28 protein-coding genes are annotated in these 15,758 nt (G+C 54.2%); all 28 read left to right on the forward strand.

Going from position 1 to position 15,758, the window contains the following annotated elements; all coding sequences use genetic code 11:
* The first annotated feature begins 3 nt into the window (after nucleotides 1-3).
* Nucleotides 4-2,109: an elongation factor G gene (gene fusA / locus PMI32_RS11190; protein ID WP_008030893.1), complete on the forward strand. Its 2,106-nt coding sequence runs from the start codon at nucleotides 4-6 to the stop codon at nucleotides 2,107-2,109.
* A 30-nt stretch (nucleotides 2,110-2,139) separates the two neighbouring features.
* Nucleotides 2,140-3,333, forward strand: coding sequence for an elongation factor Tu (tuf, locus tag PMI32_RS11185; protein ID WP_008030895.1), 1,194 nt, complete (start codon nucleotides 2,140-2,142; stop codon nucleotides 3,331-3,333).
* Nucleotides 3,334-3,489: 156 nt separating this feature from the next.
* Nucleotides 3,490-3,801 (forward strand): 30S ribosomal protein S10, encoded by a 312-nt coding sequence (rpsJ, locus tag PMI32_RS11180; protein ID WP_003186070.1) that lies wholly within the window; start codon nucleotides 3,490-3,492, stop codon nucleotides 3,799-3,801.
* Nucleotides 3,802-3,881: 80 nt separating this feature from the next.
* On the forward strand, nucleotides 3,882-4,517 hold the full coding sequence (rplC, locus tag PMI32_RS11175) for a 50S ribosomal protein L3 (protein WP_003186059.1): 636 nt from the start codon (nucleotides 3,882-3,884) through the stop codon (nucleotides 4,515-4,517).
* Nucleotides 4,518-4,529: 12 nt separating this feature from the next.
* Nucleotides 4,530-5,132 (forward strand): 50S ribosomal protein L4, encoded by a 603-nt coding sequence (rplD, locus tag PMI32_RS11170; protein ID WP_003228735.1) that lies wholly within the window; start codon nucleotides 4,530-4,532, stop codon nucleotides 5,130-5,132.
* Nucleotides 5,129-5,428 carry a 50S ribosomal protein L23 gene (rplW, locus tag PMI32_RS11165; RefSeq protein ID WP_002555488.1) on the forward strand — a complete coding sequence of 100 codons (300 nt, stop codon included), beginning with the start codon at nucleotides 5,129-5,131 and terminating at the stop codon, nucleotides 5,426-5,428. Before rplD ends, rplW begins: the two co-directional genes overlap by 4 nt.
* A gap of 14 nt (nucleotides 5,429-5,442) precedes the next feature.
* Entirely contained in the window at nucleotides 5,443-6,267 is an 825-nt protein-coding gene (gene rplB, locus PMI32_RS11160; RefSeq protein ID WP_008030897.1) for a 50S ribosomal protein L2, read from the forward strand.
* A gap of 16 nt (nucleotides 6,268-6,283) precedes the next feature.
* Entirely contained in the window at nucleotides 6,284-6,559 is a 276-nt protein-coding gene (gene rpsS, locus PMI32_RS11155) for a 30S ribosomal protein S19 (protein WP_002555486.1), read from the forward strand.
* Nucleotides 6,560-6,570: 11 nt separating this feature from the next.
* Nucleotides 6,571-6,903 (forward strand): 50S ribosomal protein L22, encoded by a 333-nt coding sequence (gene rplV / locus PMI32_RS11150; protein WP_003103908.1) that lies wholly within the window; start codon nucleotides 6,571-6,573, stop codon nucleotides 6,901-6,903.
* A 13-nt stretch (nucleotides 6,904-6,916) separates the two neighbouring features.
* Nucleotides 6,917-7,603: a 30S ribosomal protein S3 gene (gene rpsC / locus PMI32_RS11145; RefSeq protein WP_003176422.1), complete on the forward strand. Its 687-nt coding sequence runs from the start codon at nucleotides 6,917-6,919 to the stop codon at nucleotides 7,601-7,603.
* Nucleotides 7,604-7,615: 12 nt separating this feature from the next.
* Complete coding sequence (rplP, locus tag PMI32_RS11140; protein WP_008030899.1) at nucleotides 7,616-8,029, forward strand: 50S ribosomal protein L16; 414 nt, start codon at nucleotides 7,616-7,618, stop codon at nucleotides 8,027-8,029.
* Entirely contained in the window at nucleotides 8,029-8,220 is a 192-nt protein-coding gene (gene rpmC / locus PMI32_RS11135; RefSeq protein WP_008030901.1) for a 50S ribosomal protein L29, read from the forward strand. Before rplP ends, rpmC begins: the two co-directional genes overlap by 1 nt.
* 2 nt (nucleotides 8,221-8,222) lie before the next feature.
* Nucleotides 8,223-8,489 (forward strand): 30S ribosomal protein S17, encoded by a 267-nt coding sequence (gene rpsQ / locus PMI32_RS11130; protein ID WP_003176419.1) that lies wholly within the window; start codon nucleotides 8,223-8,225, stop codon nucleotides 8,487-8,489.
* Between the two features lie 23 nt (nucleotides 8,490-8,512).
* Complete coding sequence (gene rplN / locus PMI32_RS11125; RefSeq protein ID WP_002555479.1) at nucleotides 8,513-8,881, forward strand: 50S ribosomal protein L14; 369 nt, start codon at nucleotides 8,513-8,515, stop codon at nucleotides 8,879-8,881.
* Between the two features lie 11 nt (nucleotides 8,882-8,892).
* Nucleotides 8,893-9,207, forward strand: coding sequence for a 50S ribosomal protein L24 (gene rplX, locus PMI32_RS11120; protein WP_003176416.1), 315 nt, complete (start codon nucleotides 8,893-8,895; stop codon nucleotides 9,205-9,207).
* 22 nt (nucleotides 9,208-9,229) lie between these two features.
* Nucleotides 9,230-9,769: a 50S ribosomal protein L5 gene (rplE, locus tag PMI32_RS11115; RefSeq protein ID WP_003176415.1), complete on the forward strand. Its 540-nt coding sequence runs from the start codon at nucleotides 9,230-9,232 to the stop codon at nucleotides 9,767-9,769.
* 13 nt (nucleotides 9,770-9,782) lie between these two features.
* Nucleotides 9,783-10,088, forward strand: coding sequence for a 30S ribosomal protein S14 (rpsN, locus tag PMI32_RS11110; RefSeq protein WP_003176414.1), 306 nt, complete (start codon nucleotides 9,783-9,785; stop codon nucleotides 10,086-10,088).
* A 210-nt stretch (nucleotides 10,089-10,298) separates the two neighbouring features.
* Nucleotides 10,299-10,691 (forward strand): 30S ribosomal protein S8, encoded by a 393-nt coding sequence (gene rpsH / locus PMI32_RS11105; protein ID WP_003186040.1) that lies wholly within the window; start codon nucleotides 10,299-10,301, stop codon nucleotides 10,689-10,691.
* A 12-nt stretch (nucleotides 10,692-10,703) separates the two neighbouring features.
* Complete coding sequence (rplF, locus tag PMI32_RS11100) at nucleotides 10,704-11,237, forward strand: 50S ribosomal protein L6 (protein ID WP_003176412.1); 534 nt, start codon at nucleotides 10,704-10,706, stop codon at nucleotides 11,235-11,237.
* Nucleotides 11,238-11,247: 10 nt separating this feature from the next.
* Complete coding sequence (gene rplR, locus PMI32_RS11095; protein ID WP_003186037.1) at nucleotides 11,248-11,598, forward strand: 50S ribosomal protein L18; 351 nt, start codon at nucleotides 11,248-11,250, stop codon at nucleotides 11,596-11,598.
* A gap of 3 nt (nucleotides 11,599-11,601) precedes the next feature.
* Nucleotides 11,602-12,102 (forward strand): 30S ribosomal protein S5, encoded by a 501-nt coding sequence (gene rpsE, locus PMI32_RS11090; protein ID WP_007943782.1) that lies wholly within the window; start codon nucleotides 11,602-11,604, stop codon nucleotides 12,100-12,102.
* A 2-nt stretch (nucleotides 12,103-12,104) separates the two neighbouring features.
* A complete protein-coding gene (gene rpmD, locus PMI32_RS11085; protein WP_003186033.1) occupies nucleotides 12,105-12,281 on the forward strand; it encodes a 50S ribosomal protein L30 in 177 nt (58 codons plus the stop codon).
* A gap of 3 nt (nucleotides 12,282-12,284) precedes the next feature.
* Nucleotides 12,285-12,722, forward strand: coding sequence for a 50S ribosomal protein L15 (gene rplO, locus PMI32_RS11080; RefSeq protein WP_007896782.1), 438 nt, complete (start codon nucleotides 12,285-12,287; stop codon nucleotides 12,720-12,722).
* Entirely contained in the window at nucleotides 12,723-14,051 is a 1,329-nt protein-coding gene (gene secY / locus PMI32_RS11075) for a preprotein translocase subunit SecY (protein WP_003228718.1), read from the forward strand.
* Nucleotides 14,052-14,078: 27 nt separating this feature from the next.
* Nucleotides 14,079-14,195: a 50S ribosomal protein L36 gene (rpmJ, locus tag PMI32_RS0128935; protein WP_002555468.1), complete on the forward strand. Its 117-nt coding sequence runs from the start codon at nucleotides 14,079-14,081 to the stop codon at nucleotides 14,193-14,195.
* Between the two features lie 130 nt (nucleotides 14,196-14,325).
* Nucleotides 14,326-14,682, forward strand: coding sequence for a 30S ribosomal protein S13 (rpsM, locus tag PMI32_RS0128940; protein ID WP_003186020.1), 357 nt, complete (start codon nucleotides 14,326-14,328; stop codon nucleotides 14,680-14,682).
* Between the two features lie 30 nt (nucleotides 14,683-14,712).
* Nucleotides 14,713-15,102 (forward strand): 30S ribosomal protein S11, encoded by a 390-nt coding sequence (rpsK, locus tag PMI32_RS11070; protein WP_002555466.1) that lies wholly within the window; start codon nucleotides 14,713-14,715, stop codon nucleotides 15,100-15,102.
* A gap of 18 nt (nucleotides 15,103-15,120) precedes the next feature.
* Nucleotides 15,121-15,741, forward strand: coding sequence for a 30S ribosomal protein S4 (gene rpsD, locus PMI32_RS11065; RefSeq protein WP_003210056.1), 621 nt, complete (start codon nucleotides 15,121-15,123; stop codon nucleotides 15,739-15,741).
* Nucleotides 15,742-15,758 lie beyond the last annotated feature (17 nt).

Below are 15,758 nucleotides of genomic sequence, written 5' to 3' on the forward strand. Positions count from 1 at the left end.
TTTATGGCTCGTACTACACCGATTAATCGCTACCGTAACATTGGTATCGTTGCTCACGTGGATGCTGGTAAAACCACCACCACCGAGCGCGTCCTTTTTTACACTGGCAAAAGTCACAAAATGGGCGAGGTGCATGACGGCGCCGCGACCACAGACTGGATGGTGCAGGAGCAGGAGCGTGGTATTACCATTACTTCTGCTGCTATTACCGCCTTCTGGCAGGGTTCCGAGAAGCAGCACAAAGATCAGTATCGCTTCAACGTCATCGACACCCCGGGCCACGTTGACTTCACTATTGAAGTTGAACGTTCCCTGCGTGTTCTCGACGGCGCGGTCGTTGTGTTCTGCGGTACCTCGGGTGTTGAGCCTCAGTCGGAAACCGTATGGCGTCAGGCCAACAAGTACGGCGTTCCACGTCTTGTTTACGTAAACAAGATGGACCGTGCTGGTGCAAACTTCCTGCGCGTGATCGGTCAGATCAAGCAGCGTCTGGGTCACACTCCGGTGCCAATTCAGTTGGCTATCGGTTCCGAAGACAACTTCCAGGGTCAGATCGATCTGATGTCCATGGAAGCTGTTTACTGGAATGACGCTGACAAAGGCATGACTCCACGTCGCGAGCCTATCCCTGCTGAATTGCAGGAATTGGCTGACGAGTGGCGCAGCAACATGATTGAAGCTGCGGCCGAAGCCAGCGAAGAGCTGATGAACAAGTACCTCGAAGGTGAAGAACTCACCAACGCGGAAATCAAGGCCGCTCTGCGTCAGCGTACTATTGCTGGCGAGATCGTTCTGGCTGTTTGCGGTTCTTCCTTCAAGAACAAGGGTGTTCCCCTGGTTCTCGACGCCGTTATCGACTACCTGCCTGCTCCTACCGACATTCCTGCCATCAAGGGTACTGACCCGGATGACGAGACCAAGGAAATGGAGCGTCACGCAGACGACAGCGAGCCGTTCTCGGCTCTGGCGTTCAAGATCGCTACCGACCCATTCGTGGGTACCTTGACCTTTGTTCGAGTTTACTCGGGCGTGTTGGCCTCCGGCGACGGCGTGATCAACTCGGTTAAAGGCAAGAAAGAGCGTGTGGGTCGTATGGTGCAAATGCACGCAAACGCCCGCGAAGAGATCAAGGAAGTTCGCGCTGGTGACATCGCGGCCTTGATCGGCATGAAGGACGTCACCACTGGTGAGACTTTGTGCAACGCTGATAAGCCAATCATCCTGGTTCGCATGGACTTCCCGGAGCCGGTTATTTCGGTTGCCGTAGAGCCTAAGACCAAGGACGACCAGGAAAAAATGGGTATCGCTCTGGGCAAACTTGCTCAGGAAGACCCGTCTTTCCGCGTCAAGACTGATGAAGAGACTGGTCAAACGATCATCTCCGGCATGGGCGAGTTGCACCTGGACATCCTGGTTGACCGGATGCGCCGTGAGTTCAACGTCGAAGCCAACATCGGTAAGCCTCAAGTTTCGTACCGTGAGCGCATCACGAAGAGCTGCGAAATTGAAGGCAAGTTCGTTCGTCAGTCCGGCGGTCGTGGCCAGTTCGGTCATTGCTGGATTCGCTTTGCTCCTGCTGACGAAGGTCAGGAAGGTCTGCAATTCCTGAACGAAGTAGTGGGTGGTGTGGTTCCTAAGGAATACATCCCGGCTATCCAGAAGGGTATCGAAGAGCAGATGAAGAACGGCGTTGTTGCCGGCTATCCGCTGATCGGCCTGAAGGCTACCGTGTTTGATGGTTCCTACCATGACGTCGACTCGAACGAGATGGCGTTTAAGGTGGCTGCTTCCATGGCGACCAAGCAACTGGCCCAGAAGGGCGGTGGTGAGTTGCTTGAGCCGATCATGGCTGTAGAGGTTGTTACACCTGAAGACTATATGGGTGACGTGATGGGCGACCTTAACCGTCGTCGCGGCATGATCCTGGGTATGGAAGATACGGTTTCCGGTAAAGTAATTCGTGCCGAGGTTCCGTTGGGCGAGATGTTCGGTTATGCGACCGACGTTCGTTCCATGTCCCAAGGTCGCGCAAGCTACTCTATGGAATTCAAAAAATACAATACAGCTCCGTCGCACATCGTCGAAACTGTAACCAAAAAACAAGGCTGATTCAGTCCTTTAGGCTAGGAGTTAATTGTCGTGGCTAAAGAAAAATTTGATCGTTCCCTTCCGCACGTCAACGTTGGCACCATCGGTCACGTTGACCACGGTAAAACCACTCTGACTGCTGCTCTGACTCGCGTCTGCTCCGAAGTTTTCGGTTCGGCTCGTGTTGACTTCGACAAGATCGACAGCGCACCAGAAGAGAAAGCTCGTGGTATCACCATCAACACCGCGCACGTTGAATACAACTCGCTGATCCGTCACTACGCTCACGTTGACTGCCCAGGTCACGCTGACTATGTGAAGAACATGATCACCGGTGCTGCTCAGATGGACGGCGCTATCCTGGTTTGCTCGGCCGCTGATGGTCCGATGCCACAAACCCGTGAGCACATCCTGCTGTCCCGTCAGGTAGGCGTTCCGTACATCGTGGTTTTCCTGAACAAGGCTGACCTGGTAGACGACGCAGAGCTGCTGGAACTGGTTGAGATGGAAGTTCGCGACCTGCTCAGCACTTACGACTTCCCAGGTGACGACACTCCGATCATCATCGGTTCTGCTCGTATGGCTCTGGAAGGCAACGACGAAAACGAAATGGGCACCACTGCCGTTCGTAAACTGGTTGAAACTCTGGACAGCTACATCCCAGAGCCAGTTCGTCTGACCGACAAGCCGTTCCTGATGCCAATCGAAGACGTATTCTCGATCTCGGGTCGTGGTACTGTTGTGACTGGTCGTATCGAGCGCGGTATCGTTCGCGTTCAAGATCCACTGGAAATCGTTGGTCTGCGTGACACCACCGTCACCACCTGCACCGGTGTTGAAATGTTCCGCAAGCTGCTCGACGAAGGTCGTGCTGGCGAGAACTGCGGCGTTCTGCTGCGTGGTACCAAGCGTGACGACGTTGAGCGTGGCCAGGTTCTGGTTAAGCCGGGTTCGGTTAAGCCGCACACCAAGTTCACCGCAGAAGTTTACGTTCTGAGCAAGGAAGAAGGCGGTCGTCATACTCCGTTCTTCAAAGGCTACCGTCCACAGTTCTACTTCCGTACTACTGACGTGACTGGTAACTGCGAGCTGCCAGAAGGCGTTGAAATGGTAATGCCAGGTGACAACATTCAGATGACTGTTACCCTGATCAAAACCATCGCAATGGAAGACGGTCTGCGTTTCGCTATCCGTGAAGGCGGTCGTACCGTCGGCGCTGGCGTCGTAGCCAAAATCATCGAGTAAGCTCTTTTTGAGTAAGCTTTGATGAGTTGAAAAAGCCCCCGCTTAGCGGGGGCTTTTTTATTGGGTTGACACCTATCTGGGGCGTCTATAGAATTGCGCCTCCTTTTAACGGGCGTATTGCGCCCGGTGGGAATAGCAGCCGGAGTCTGAAATCCAATGCAAAATCAGCAAATCCGTATCAGGTTGAAGGCTTTTGACCATCGCCTGATCGACCAATCCACCCAGGAAATCGTGGAAACCGCGAAACGTACTGGTGCTCAAGTGCGTGGTCCAATTCCACTGCCTACCCGTAAAGAGCGGTTCACCGTTCTGGTCTCCCCGCACGTCAACAAAGACGCGCGTGACCAGTACGAGATCCGTACTCATAAGCGCGTTCTGGACATCGTCCAGCCAACGGATAAAACCGTTGATGCTCTTATGAAGCTTGATCTTGCGGCCGGTGTGGAAGTGCAGATCAGCCTCGGCTAAGACTCGGTCTTAGTCGTGTAACGCTCTGAAATGGGCGGCCATAGCGGGTGAAAGCCCCGTACACTCATGAGGTTTACAACATGACTATTGGTGTAGTCGGTCGTAAATGCGGTATGACCCGTATTTTCACCGAAGAAGGTGTCTCCATTCCGGTCACGGTCATTGAGATCGAGCCGAATCGCGTCACCCAGTTCAAAACTGAAGAGACCGATGGCTATCGTGCAGTGCAAGTCACTGTAGGCGAGCGTCGTGCTTCGCGTGTTACAGCTGCTCAGGCTGGCCACTTCGCTAAAGCGAACGTTGCCGCTGGTCGTACCGTAATGGAATTCCGTCTTGAAGAAGGCGAGTACCAGGCCGGCGATCTGATCAACGCTGAAATCTTCGCCGCTGGTCAACTGGTTGATGTAACCGGTCAGTCCAAAGGTAAAGGCTTCCAGGGTACGATCAAGCGTTGGAACTTCCGCGGGCAAGATAATACCCACGGTAACTCCGTGTCCCACCGCGTTCCAGGCTCTATCGGCCAGTGCCAGACTCCTGGTCGTGTATTCAAGGGCAAAAAAATGTCCGGTCATATGGGCGCTGAGCGCGTGACCGTGCAGTCCCTCGAAGTAGTGCGCGTGGACGCTGAACGCAATCTGTTGTTGGTCAAGGGCGCTGTTCCTGGCGCTACTGGCGGCAACTTGGTTGTACGTCCAGCAGCCAAGGCTCGCGGTTAAGGGGAAGCTGACATGCAATTAAATGTAAATGACGCTCAAGCGATCGAAGTTTCCGAACTGACATTTGGCGGCGAATTCAACGAGACGCTGGTTCACCAAGCAGTCGTGGCCTACATGGCCGGCGGCCGTCAAGGTAGCAAGCAGCAAAAGACCCGTTCCGACGTTCGTGGTGGCGGTAAGCGCCCATGGCGTCAGAAAGGTACTGGCCGTGCTCGTGCCGGTACTATCCGTAGCCCAATCTGGCGTGGCGGCGGTACCACTTTCGCAGCTCGTCCTCAGGATCACTCCCAGAAGCTGAACAAGAAGATGTACCGCGCAGCAATGCGTTCCATCCTTGCTGAGCTGGTGCGTACTGATCGTCTGGTCGTGGTTCAGGATTTCGCAGTTGAAACTCCGAAAACCAAAGACCTGCTGGGCAAGCTGAACAACATGAGCCTGACCGACGTTCTGATCGTGTCGGACGCTGTTGATCAGAACCTGTACCTGGCTGCTCGCAACCTGCCGCACGTAGATGTACGTGATGTGCAAGGTTCCGATCCAGTTAGTCTGATCGCATACGACAAGGTGTTGATCACCGTGTCGGCCGTGAAGAAATTCGAGGAGCTGCTGGGATGAACCAGGAACGCGTATTTAAAGTTCTGCTTGGCCCGCACGTTTCCGAGAAGGCTACGGTTCTGGCAGACAAGAAAGGTCAGTTCGTTTTCAAGGTTGCTACTGATGCAACCAAGCTGGAAATCAAGAAGGCCGTCGAAAGCCTGTTCAGCGTGAAAGTAGAGCGTGTTACTACCCTGAATGTTCTGGGTAAGAGCAAGCGTACTGCTCGCGGTCTGGGCAAGCGTAATGACTGGAAGAAGGCAGTTATCTCCCTTCAGCCAGGCCAAGATCTCGATTTCAGCAGCAGTGCTGAGTAAGGAAGGGGTGCATCATGGCAATCGTTAAATGCAAACCGACTTCCCCTGGCCGCCGTCATGTGGTCAAGGTGGTCAACCAGGAGCTGCATAAAGGCGCTCCTCACGCACCGCTGCTCGAGAAGAAATCGAAGTCTGGTGGTCGTAACAACAATGGTCGTATTACCACTCGTCACATCGGTGGTGGCCATAAGCAGCATTATCGTCTGGTCGATTTCCGTCGCAACGACAAAGATGGCATTCCAGCCACTGTCGAGCGTATCGAATACGATCCAAACCGTACTGCTCACATTGCTCTTATGTTGTACGCAGACGGCGAACGCCGTTACATCATCGCCCCTAAAGGCGTGAACGCTGGTGATCAGCTGATTTCGGGTGCTTTGGCTCCGATCAAGCCGGGCAACCAGTTGCAACTGCGCAGCATTCCAGTTGGTAGTACCGTACACGGCATCGAATTGAAGCCAGGTAAAGGCGCGCAAATCGCTCGTTCTGCTGGTGCTTCGGCTCAGCTGATCGCTCGTGAAGGTGTCTATGTGACCCTGCGTCTGCGTTCTGGTGAGATGCGTAAAGTGCTGGCTGAATGCCGTGCGACCCTGGGCGAAGTCTCGAACTCCGAGCACAGCCTGCGTTCGCTGGGTAAAGCTGGTGCCAAACGCTGGCGTGGCGTTCGCCCAACCGTTCGTGGTGTTGCCATGAACCCGGTTGACCACCCACATGGTGGTGGTGAAGGTCGTACCTCTGGTGGTCGTCATCCGGTATCGCCATGGGGCTTCCCGACTAAGGGCGCGAAGACTCGTGGTAATAAGCGTACCGACAAAATGATCGTCCGTCGTCGCAAGTAAATAGAGGGATACGACAGTGCCACGTTCTCTGAAAAAAGGTCCTTTTATCGATCTTCACCTACTGAAGAAGATCGAAGTGGCGGCGGAAAAGAACGATCGCAAACCAGTTAAAACCTGGTCGCGCCGTTCGATGATCCTGCCACAAATGGTCGGTCTGACCATCGCAGTACACAACGGTCGTCAACATGTTCCAGTTCTCGTGAACGAAGACATGGTCGGCCACAAACTGGGCGAGTTCGCCGGTACCCGCACTTATCGTGGGCACGTGGCTGACAAGAAAGCCAAGCGTTAAGGGGTTAGGAAATGGAAGTAGCCGCTAAGTTGTCGGGCGCTCGAATCTCCGCCCAGAAAGCCCGCTTGGTCGCCGACCAGATCCGCGGGAAGAAGGTGGGCGAAGCGCTCAACTTGTTGGCTTTCAGCAGTAAGAAAGCCGCCGAGATCATGAAGAAAGTGCTGGAGTCGGCCGTAGCCAACGCCGAGCATAACGAAGGCGCAGACGTTGATGACCTTAAAGTCAGCACCGTTTTCGTCAACGAAGGGCGTTCGCTGAAGCGCATCATGCCACGTGCCAAAGGCCGTGCTGATCGCATCGTCAAGCGGTCTTGCCATATCACTGTCAAGGTTGCTGACAAGTAACGGAGTCGAAGAGATGGGTCAGAAAGTACATCCCATTGGCATTCGCCTGGGAATCGTCAAGGAGCACACCTCCGTCTGGTACGCAGACGGTCGGACTTATGCGGACTATTTGTTCGCTGATCTGAAGGTGCGTGAGTATCTCCAAGACAAACTAAAAAGCGCGTCCGTAAGCCGTATCGATATCCATCGTCCGGCCCAAACTGCACGTATCACCATCCACACCGCTCGCCCAGGTATCGTTATCGGGAAGAAAGGTGAAGATGTTGAGAAACTGCGTCAGGACCTGACCAAACAAATGGGTGTGCCTGTGCACATCAATATCGAAGAAATCCGCAAGCCGGAACTCGACGGTATGTTGGTTGCGCAGAGCGTAGCTCAGCAGCTGGAGCGTCGCGTAATGTTCCGTCGCGCTATGAAGCGCGCTGTACAGAACGCCATGCGCATTGGTGCCAAAGGCATCAAAATCCAAGTGAGCGGTCGTCTCGGCGGTGCTGAAATCGCACGTACTGAATGGTATCGTGAAGGTCGTGTGCCACTGCACACCCTGCGTGCCGACATCGACTATGCCAACTACGAAGCTCACACCACTTACGGTGTGATCGGTGTAAAGGTTTGGATCTTCAAAGGCGAAGTAATTGGTGGTCGCCAAGAAGAACTGAAACCACAAGCACCAGCGCCTCGTAAAAAAGCTGCTAAGTAAGGGGTACGCCAAATGTTGCAACCAAAGCGTACGAAGTTCCGCAAGCAAATGACTGGTCACAACCGTGGCCTGGCATTGCGCGGTAGCAAAGTCAGCTTCGGCGAGTTCGCGCTGAAGTCTGTAGCTCGTGGTCGTCTCACCGCTCGTCAGATCGAGTCAGCGCGTCGTGCTCTGACCCGTCACGTTAAACGTGGCGGCAAGATCTGGATCCGTGTATTCCCGGACAAGCCTATTTCCAAAAAGCCACTCGAAGTTCGGATGGGTAAAGGTAAGGGTAGTGTGGAGTACTGGGTTGCCCAGATTCAGCCAGGCAAAGTCCTGTATGAAATCGAGGGTGTTTCTGAAGAGCTGGCGCGTGAGGCTTTTGCCCTGGCTGCTGCAAAGCTGCCGCTCGCCACCGCCTTTGTTAAACGGACGGTGATGTGATGAAAGCGAACGAACTTCGTGAAAAAGACGCGCCGCAGCTTAACGAGCAACTGCTCGGCCTGCTGCGCGACCAGTTCAATCTGCGCATGCAGAAAGCAACTGGCCAGTTGGGGCAGTCTCACCTGCTCCGGCAAGTTAAGCGTGACATCGCTCGCGTGAAGACTGTGCTCAAACAGCAGGCAGGTAAGTAATCATGGCTGAAGCCGAAAAAACCGTCCGTACGCTGACTGGCCGTGTTGTCAGCGACAAAATGGACAAGACCATCACCGTTCTGATCGAGCGTCGCGTTAAGCACCCGATCTACGGTAAATACGTTAAGCGTTCGACTAAGCTGCACGCGCACGACGAAACCAATCAGTGCCACATCGGCGACAAAGTCACTATTCGTGAAACTCGTCCTTTGGCCAAGACCAAGTCTTGGGCGCTGGTTGATGTTCTCGAACGCGCTGTGGAAGTCTAAGGACTAGGGGTCGGAGAAATTATATGATTCAGACTCAATCCATGCTCGATGTGGCCGATAACTCTGGCGCTCGCCGTGTTATGTGTATCAAGGTGCTGGGTGGCTCCCATCGTCGTTACGCTGGTATCGGTGACATCATCAAAGTTACCGTGAAGGAAGCAATTCCTCGCGGTAAAGTGAAAAAAGGCCAAGTGATGACTGCTGTTGTAGTCCGCACTCGTCACGGCGTACGTCGTGCTGATGGCTCCATTATCCGCTTTGATGGCAACGCTGCTGTTCTTCTGAACAACAAGCAAGAGCCGATCGGCACCCGTATCTTTGGGCCAGTGACCCGTGAACTTCGTACTGAGAAGTTCATGAAGATCGTCTCGCTCGCCCCAGAAGTGCTGTAAGGAGATCCGACATGCAAAAGATTCGTCGTGACGACGAGATCATCGTGATCGCCGGCAAAGACAAAGGTAAGCGCGGTAAGGTGCTTAAGGTTCTCGCTAATAACCGTCTGGTTATCGGTGGTCTGAACCTGGTCAAGCGTCATACCAAGCCTAACCCGATGTCGGGCGTACAAGGCGGTATCGTCGAGAAAGAAGCTCCACTGGACGCTTCTAACGTAGCCATTTTCAACGGCGAAACCAACAAGGCTGATCGCGTTGGTTTCAAAGTAGAAGACGGCAAGAAAATTCGTGTCTTCAAGTCGACCCAAAAAGCGGTTGATGCTTGAACACTGCTAGGTAGATGAGACCATGGCACGACTAAAAGAGATTTACTGGAAAGAAATCGCACCGAAGCTTAAGGAAGAACTTAAGCTTTCGAACGTGATGGAAGTTCCACGCGTTACCAAAATCACCCTGAACATGGGTCTGGGCGAAGCAGTCGGTGACAAAAAAGTCATCGAGCACGCTGTTGCTGACCTGGAAAAGATCACCGGCCAGAAAGTCGTTGTGACTTACGCTCGGAAATCCATCGCTGGCTTTAAAGTCCGTGAAGGTTGGCCGATCGGCGTCAAAGTGACCCTGCGCCGTGAGCGTATGTACGAGTTCCTGGATCGTCTGCTGTCGATCTCCCTGCCTCGGGTTCGCGACTTCCGCGGCCTGAATGCCAAGTCCTTCGATGGTCGTGGTAACTACAGCATGGGCGTTAAAGAGCAGATCATCTTCCCGGAAATCGACTACGACAAGATCGATGCTCTCCGCGGTCTGGACATTACCCTGACCACCACTGCCAAGAACGATGATGAAGGTCGCGCCCTGTTGCGTGCTTTCAAATTCCCGTTCCGCAACTGATTGGAGTAGGAAAATGGCCAAGATGAGCATGAAAAACCGCGAGCTGAAGCGTCAGCTCACGGTTGCCAAGTACGCCAAAAAGCGTGCAGCACTGAAAGCAATCATCGTTGATCTGAACGCAAGTCCAGAAGCGCGTTGGGAAGCTACAGTAGCTCTGCAAAAGCAGCCACGTGACGCAAGCGCTTCGCGCATGCGTAACCGCTGCCGCCTGACCGGTCGTCCACACGGCGTTTACCGCAAGTTCGGCCTCGGCCGTAACAAACTGCGTGAGGCTGCAATGCGTGGTGACGTACCTGGTCTGGTTAAAGCCAGCTGGTAAGCACTATCAAAGTCTCGGCGTCCAGGTTCGCAAGATCCTGACCGCCGGTGACCTTGAACTTGAATCAAGCCCCTTTTGGGGCTTGATTCATTTGTGGGGTGTGTCTAGAATACCCGGCTCGCCTGAGCCCGTGCTTTTTTTGCACGGATGTCCTCGGCGACACGTAGTAGCCGCAAGGCTAATTTTTTGTGTATTAGGAGCGTCTAGCCCATGAGTATGCAGGACCCGTTAGCGGACATGCTAACTCGAATCCGTAATGCCCAGATGGCTGAAAAGTCCGTCGTAAGCATGCCGTCTTCTACTTTGAAGGTAGCTGTTGCCAAAGTCCTGAAGGACGAAGGTTACATTGCGGGTTATCAGATCAGCAGCGAAATCAAGCCACTGCTGTCCATCGAGCTGAAGTACTTCGAAGGCCGTCCGGTCATCGAGGAAGTGAAGCGCGTTAGCCGTCCAGGCCTGCGTCAGTACAAGTCCGTCGATGATCTGCCAAAAGTTCGTGGCGGTCTCGGTGTGTCTATCGTCTCCACCAACAAAGGTGTGATGACGGATCGTGCTGCGCGCGCTGCCGGTGTCGGCGGCGAAGTTCTTTGCACTGTGTTCTAAGGGGGGATAAGCATGTCACGCGTCGCTAAGAACCCCGTTAAGCTGCCAGCCGGCGTCGAAGTCAAATTCGCAGGCCAACAGCTTTCGGTGAAGGGTGCCAAGGGCACTCTCGAACTGAACATCCATTCGTCCGTTGAGATCGTTGAAGAAGCTGGTGAGCTGCGTTTCGCTGCTCGCAATGGCGATCAACAAACTCGCGCAATGGCTGGTACCACTCGTGCGTTGGTAAACAACATGGTCCAAGGCGTAAGCCAAGGCTTCGAGCGTAAGCTCCAGCTGGTCGGTGTTGGTTACAAAGCGCAAGCAAAAGGCACAGTGCTGAACCTGGCTCTTGGCTTCTCGCACCCAGTGGATTATGAACTGCCGGAAGGCATCACCGCTGAGACTCCTAGCCAGACCGATATCCTGATCAAGGGCATCGATAAGCAGCTGGTAGGTCAAGTGGCCGCCGAGATCCGCGACTTCCGTCCACCAGAGCCGTACAAAGGCAAAGGTGTGCGCTACGCGGACGAAGTCGTCCGTCGTAAAGAAGCCAAGAAGAAGTAGGGCATAGCAAATGACCGACAAAAAAGTTACTCGACTGCGTCGCGCTCGCAAAGCACGCCTGAAAATGCACGAACTCGAAGTCGTGCGTCTCTGCGTGTTCCGCTCGTCGCAGCACATCTACGCCCAGGTCATTTCGGCCGACGGCAACAAAGTCCTGGCATCTGCCTCGACTTTGGATAAAGAACTGCGTGATGGCGCCACTGGCAACATCGACGCGGCCACTAAGGTTGGCCAGCTGGTCGCTACGCGTGCTAAAGCCGCTGGCGTCTCGCAGGTGGCTTTCGACCGCTCTGGCTTCAAGTACCACGGCCGCGTCAAGGCGCTGGCTGATGCTGCTCGTGAAGCTGGGCTGGAGTTCTAAGTTATGTCAAATAACGACCAAAAGCGCGACGAAGGCTACATCGAGAAGCTGGTTCAAGTTAACCGCGTAGCCAAAACCGTTAAAGGCGGCCGTATCTTCACTTTCACTGCGTTGACCGTGGTTGGTGATGGTAAAGGGCGTGTTGGCTTCGGCCGTGGCAAGTCACGTGAAGTGCCTGCTGCGATCCAGAAGGCAATGGAAGCTGCTCGCCGCAACATGATCCAAGTTGACCTGAACGGCACCACTCTGCAGTACGCAATGAAGTCCGGTCACGGCGCTTCGAAGGTGTACATGCAGCCTGCTTCTGAAGGTACCGGTATCATCGCTGGCGGCGCTATGCGTGCTGTCCTCGAAGTTGCTGGCGTTCAGAACGTTCTGGCCAAGTGCTACGGCTCGACTAACCCGGTAAACGTGGTTCACGCCACTTTTAAAGGTTTGAAAGCTATGCAGTCTCCTGAATCCATTGCCGCCAAGCGTGGCAAAAGCGTCAAGGAGATCTTCTGATCATGGCTACCGTTAAAGTTACGCTGATCAAAAGCATGACCGGCCGCATCCCTAACCACAAACTGTGCGTTAAGGGTCTGGGTCTGCGTCGCATCGGTCACACTGTAGAAGTACTTGATACTCCCGAGAATCGCGGGATGATCAACAAGGCTTACTACATGCTGCGTGTCGAGGGTTAATCGATGAAACTCAATGATCTGAGTCCAGCGCCGGGTTCCCGTCGCGAAAAGCATCGTCCGGGCCGTGGTATCGGTAGTGGTTTGGGTAAGACCGGTGGCCGTGGCCACAAAGGTCAGTCCTCCCGCTCCGGTGGCACCATTGCTCCAGGCTTTGAAGGCGGTCAACAGCCGCTGCATCGTCGCCTGCCGAAGTTCGGTTTCGTTTCCCTGAAAGCCATGGATCGCGCAGAAGTGCGTTTGTCCGAGCTGGCTAAAGTGGAAGGCGACATCGTCACCGTGCAGTCCTTGAAAGATGCCAACGTGATCAACGTCAACGTACAGCGTGTGAAAATCATGCTGTCCGGTGAAGTGACTCGCGCTGTTACCATCGGAAAGGGAATCGGCGCCACCAAAGGTGCGCGTGCGGCTATCGAAGCAGCTGGCGGCAAGTTCGAGGAATAAATGGCTAAGCAAGGTGCTCTCTCTGCGCTCGGCAAAGGCGGTATGTCTGAACTCTGGGCTCGTCTGCGTTTTCTGTTCCTGGCGATTATCGTCTACCGAATAGGCGCACACATCCCGGTTCCAGGTATCAACCCGGACCGACTCGCGGACCTGTTTCGACAGAATGAGGGGACCATTCTTAGCTTGTTCAACATGTTTTCCGGCGGCGCGCTGGAGCGGATGAGCATCTTTGCATTGGGGATCATGCCGTACATTTCGGCATCGATCATCATGCAGCTGATGACCGCCGTCAGTCCGCAGCTGGAGCAGTTGAAGAAGGAAGGTGAAGCTGGCCGTCGCAAGATCAGCCAGTACACCCGCTACGGCACTGTCGTCCTCGCTCTTGTTCAGGCAATTGGCATGTCCATTGGTCTGGCAGGGCAGGGCGTTGCGTTCACTGGTGACTTTGGCTTCCATTTCGTCGCGGTATCCACGTTTGTGGCTGGTGCGATGTTCATGATGTGGCTGGGTGAGCAGATTACTGAGCGTGGTGTTGGCAACGGTATCTCGATGTTGATTTTTTCGGGTATCGTCGCCGGTCTTCCGAGAGCGATCGGGCAGTCTTTCGAGTCTGCACGTCAGGGTGATATCAACATCTTCGCCCTGGTTGCCATCGGTTTGCTGGCAGTAGCGATTATCGGTTTCGTGGTGTTCATTGAGCGTGGTCAGCGTCGTATTGCTGTTCACTACGCCAAGCGTCAGCAGGGCCGTAAGGTCTTCGCTGCGCAGACTAGCCACTTGCCGCTGAAGGTGAACATGGCCGGTGTTATTCCGGCCATTTTCGCGAGCAGCATTTTGCTGTTCCCGGCTTCGTTGGGTGCCTGGTTCGGCCAGTCTGAAGGTATGGGCTGGTTGCAGGACATCTCGCAGTCGATCGCTCCTGGTCAGCCGTTGAATATTCTGCTGTTTAGTGCAGGGATTATTTTCTTCTGCTTCTTCTATACGGCGTTGATGTTCAATCCGAAAGACGTAGCGGAAAACCTGAAGAAGTCCGGTGCCTTTATTCCGGGCATCCGTCCAGGTGAGCAGTCTGCGCGCTACATTGATGGCGTTCTGACTCGCTTGACCATGTTCGGTGCTCTTTACATGACGGCCGTGTGTCTGCTTCCCCAGTTCCTGGTGGTTGCGGCAAACGTACCGTTCTACCTTGGCGGGACCTCGTTGCTGATCGTCGTCGTGGTTGTGATGGACTTCATGTCCCAAGTACAATCGCACCTCGTTTCGCACCAGTACGAATCCCTGATGAAGAAAGCCAACCTGAAGGGTTACGGCAGCGGCATGTTGCGCTGAGTACCCATAAGGTTCGAGGAGTTGGTGATGAAAGTTCGTGCATCGGTGAAAAAGCTGTGCCGTAACTGCAAGATTATTCGCCGCGAAGGTGTTGTTCGAGTAATTTGCAGCGCGGAACCGCGTCACAAACAGCGCCAAGGCTGAGTGTGATTGTGCTTCAAGCCCGGTAGCTAGTGCGCTACCGGGTTGATTATTTGTTATTACAGCGATATTATCTCGCGCCCTATTTCTTGGCTTCCGGGGCGTAGGTAGCTGTCAATTGGAGTCCCACTGAATGGCCCGTATTGCAGGCGTTAACATTCCAGATAACAAGCATACTGTTATCTCGCTGACCTACATCTATGGTGTTGGTCGCACTACTGCACAGAAGATCTGTGCAGTGACTGGGGTAAACCCAGCCGCAAAGATCAAGGATCTGAGCGACGAGCAGATTGAACAGCTGCGTGGCGAAGTGGCGAAGTTCACCACTGAAGGTGACCTGCGTCGCGAAATCAACATGAAAATCAAGCGTTTGATGGACCTCGGTTGCTATCGCGGTCTGCGTCATCGTCGTGGTCTTCCAGTACGCGGTCAGCGTACCAAGACTAACGCGCGTACCCGTAAAGGTCCGCGTAAGCCGATCCGCAAGTAATCGCCCCAGCGAATCGACAGGAAATTAATCATGGCTAAACCTGCTGCTCGTCCTCGTAAAAAAGTTAAAAAGACAGTGGTTGATGGCATCGCCCACATCCATGCTTCTTTTAACAACACAATCGTGACCATCACCGACCGTCAAGGCAACGCTCTTTCCTGGGCTACCTCCGGTGGTTCGGGTTTCCGCGGTTCCCGCAAGTCCACCCCGTTTGCTGCTCAAGTAGCTGCTGAACGTGCTGGTCAAGCTGCGCTGGAATACGGTCTGAAAAACCTCGACGTTAACGTCAAAGGTCCAGGCCCAGGTCGTGAATCTGCAGTCCGCGCTTTGAACGGCTGTGGCTACAAGATCGCCAGCATCACCGACGTGACGCCAATCCCGCACAACGGGTGCCGTCCGCCGAAGAAGCGCCGCGTGTAATCCAGGAGATTGTAAAGAATGGCTCGTTACATTGGTCCAAAATGCAAACTCGCTCGTCGCGAAGGCACCGATCTCTTTCTGAAGAGCGGCGTGCGCGCGATCGAATCGAAGTGCAACATTGAAGCAGCACCTGGTATCCACGGCCAACGCCGCGGTCGCCAGTCCGATTACGGCACCCAACTGCGTGAAAAGCAGAAGGTCCGTCGTATCTACGGCGTTCTCGAGCGTCAATTCAGCGGCTACTACAAAGAAGCTGCTGGCAAGAAAGGTGCAACCGGTGAAAACCTGCTGCAACTGCTCGAATGCCGTCTGGACAACGTTGTATACCGTATGGGTTTTGGCTCTACTCGTGCCGAATCCCGTCAGCTGGTATCGCACAAATCCGTCAGCGTTAACGGTCAGACCGTAAACGTACCGTCTTACCAGGTTCGTGCTGGTGACGTGGTCGCGATTCGCGAGAAAGCAAAGAACCAACTTCGCATTGTCCAAGCTCTCGATCTGTGTGCCCAACGTGGCCGCGTAGAATGGGTAGAAGTAGACACTGAGAAGAAGTCGGGCGTTTTCAAGAACGTTCCAGCTCGCAGTGATCTGTCCGCCGACATCAACGAAAGCCTGATTGTCGAGCTCTACTCCAAGTAAGGGCTAGAAAATAGGTG

Origin of the sequence: Pseudomonas sp. GM60 (genome assembly GCF_000282415.1) — a bacterium.
In the GTDB taxonomy this organism is placed as follows: Bacteria; Pseudomonadota; Gammaproteobacteria; order Pseudomonadales; family Pseudomonadaceae; genus Aquipseudomonas; species Aquipseudomonas migulae.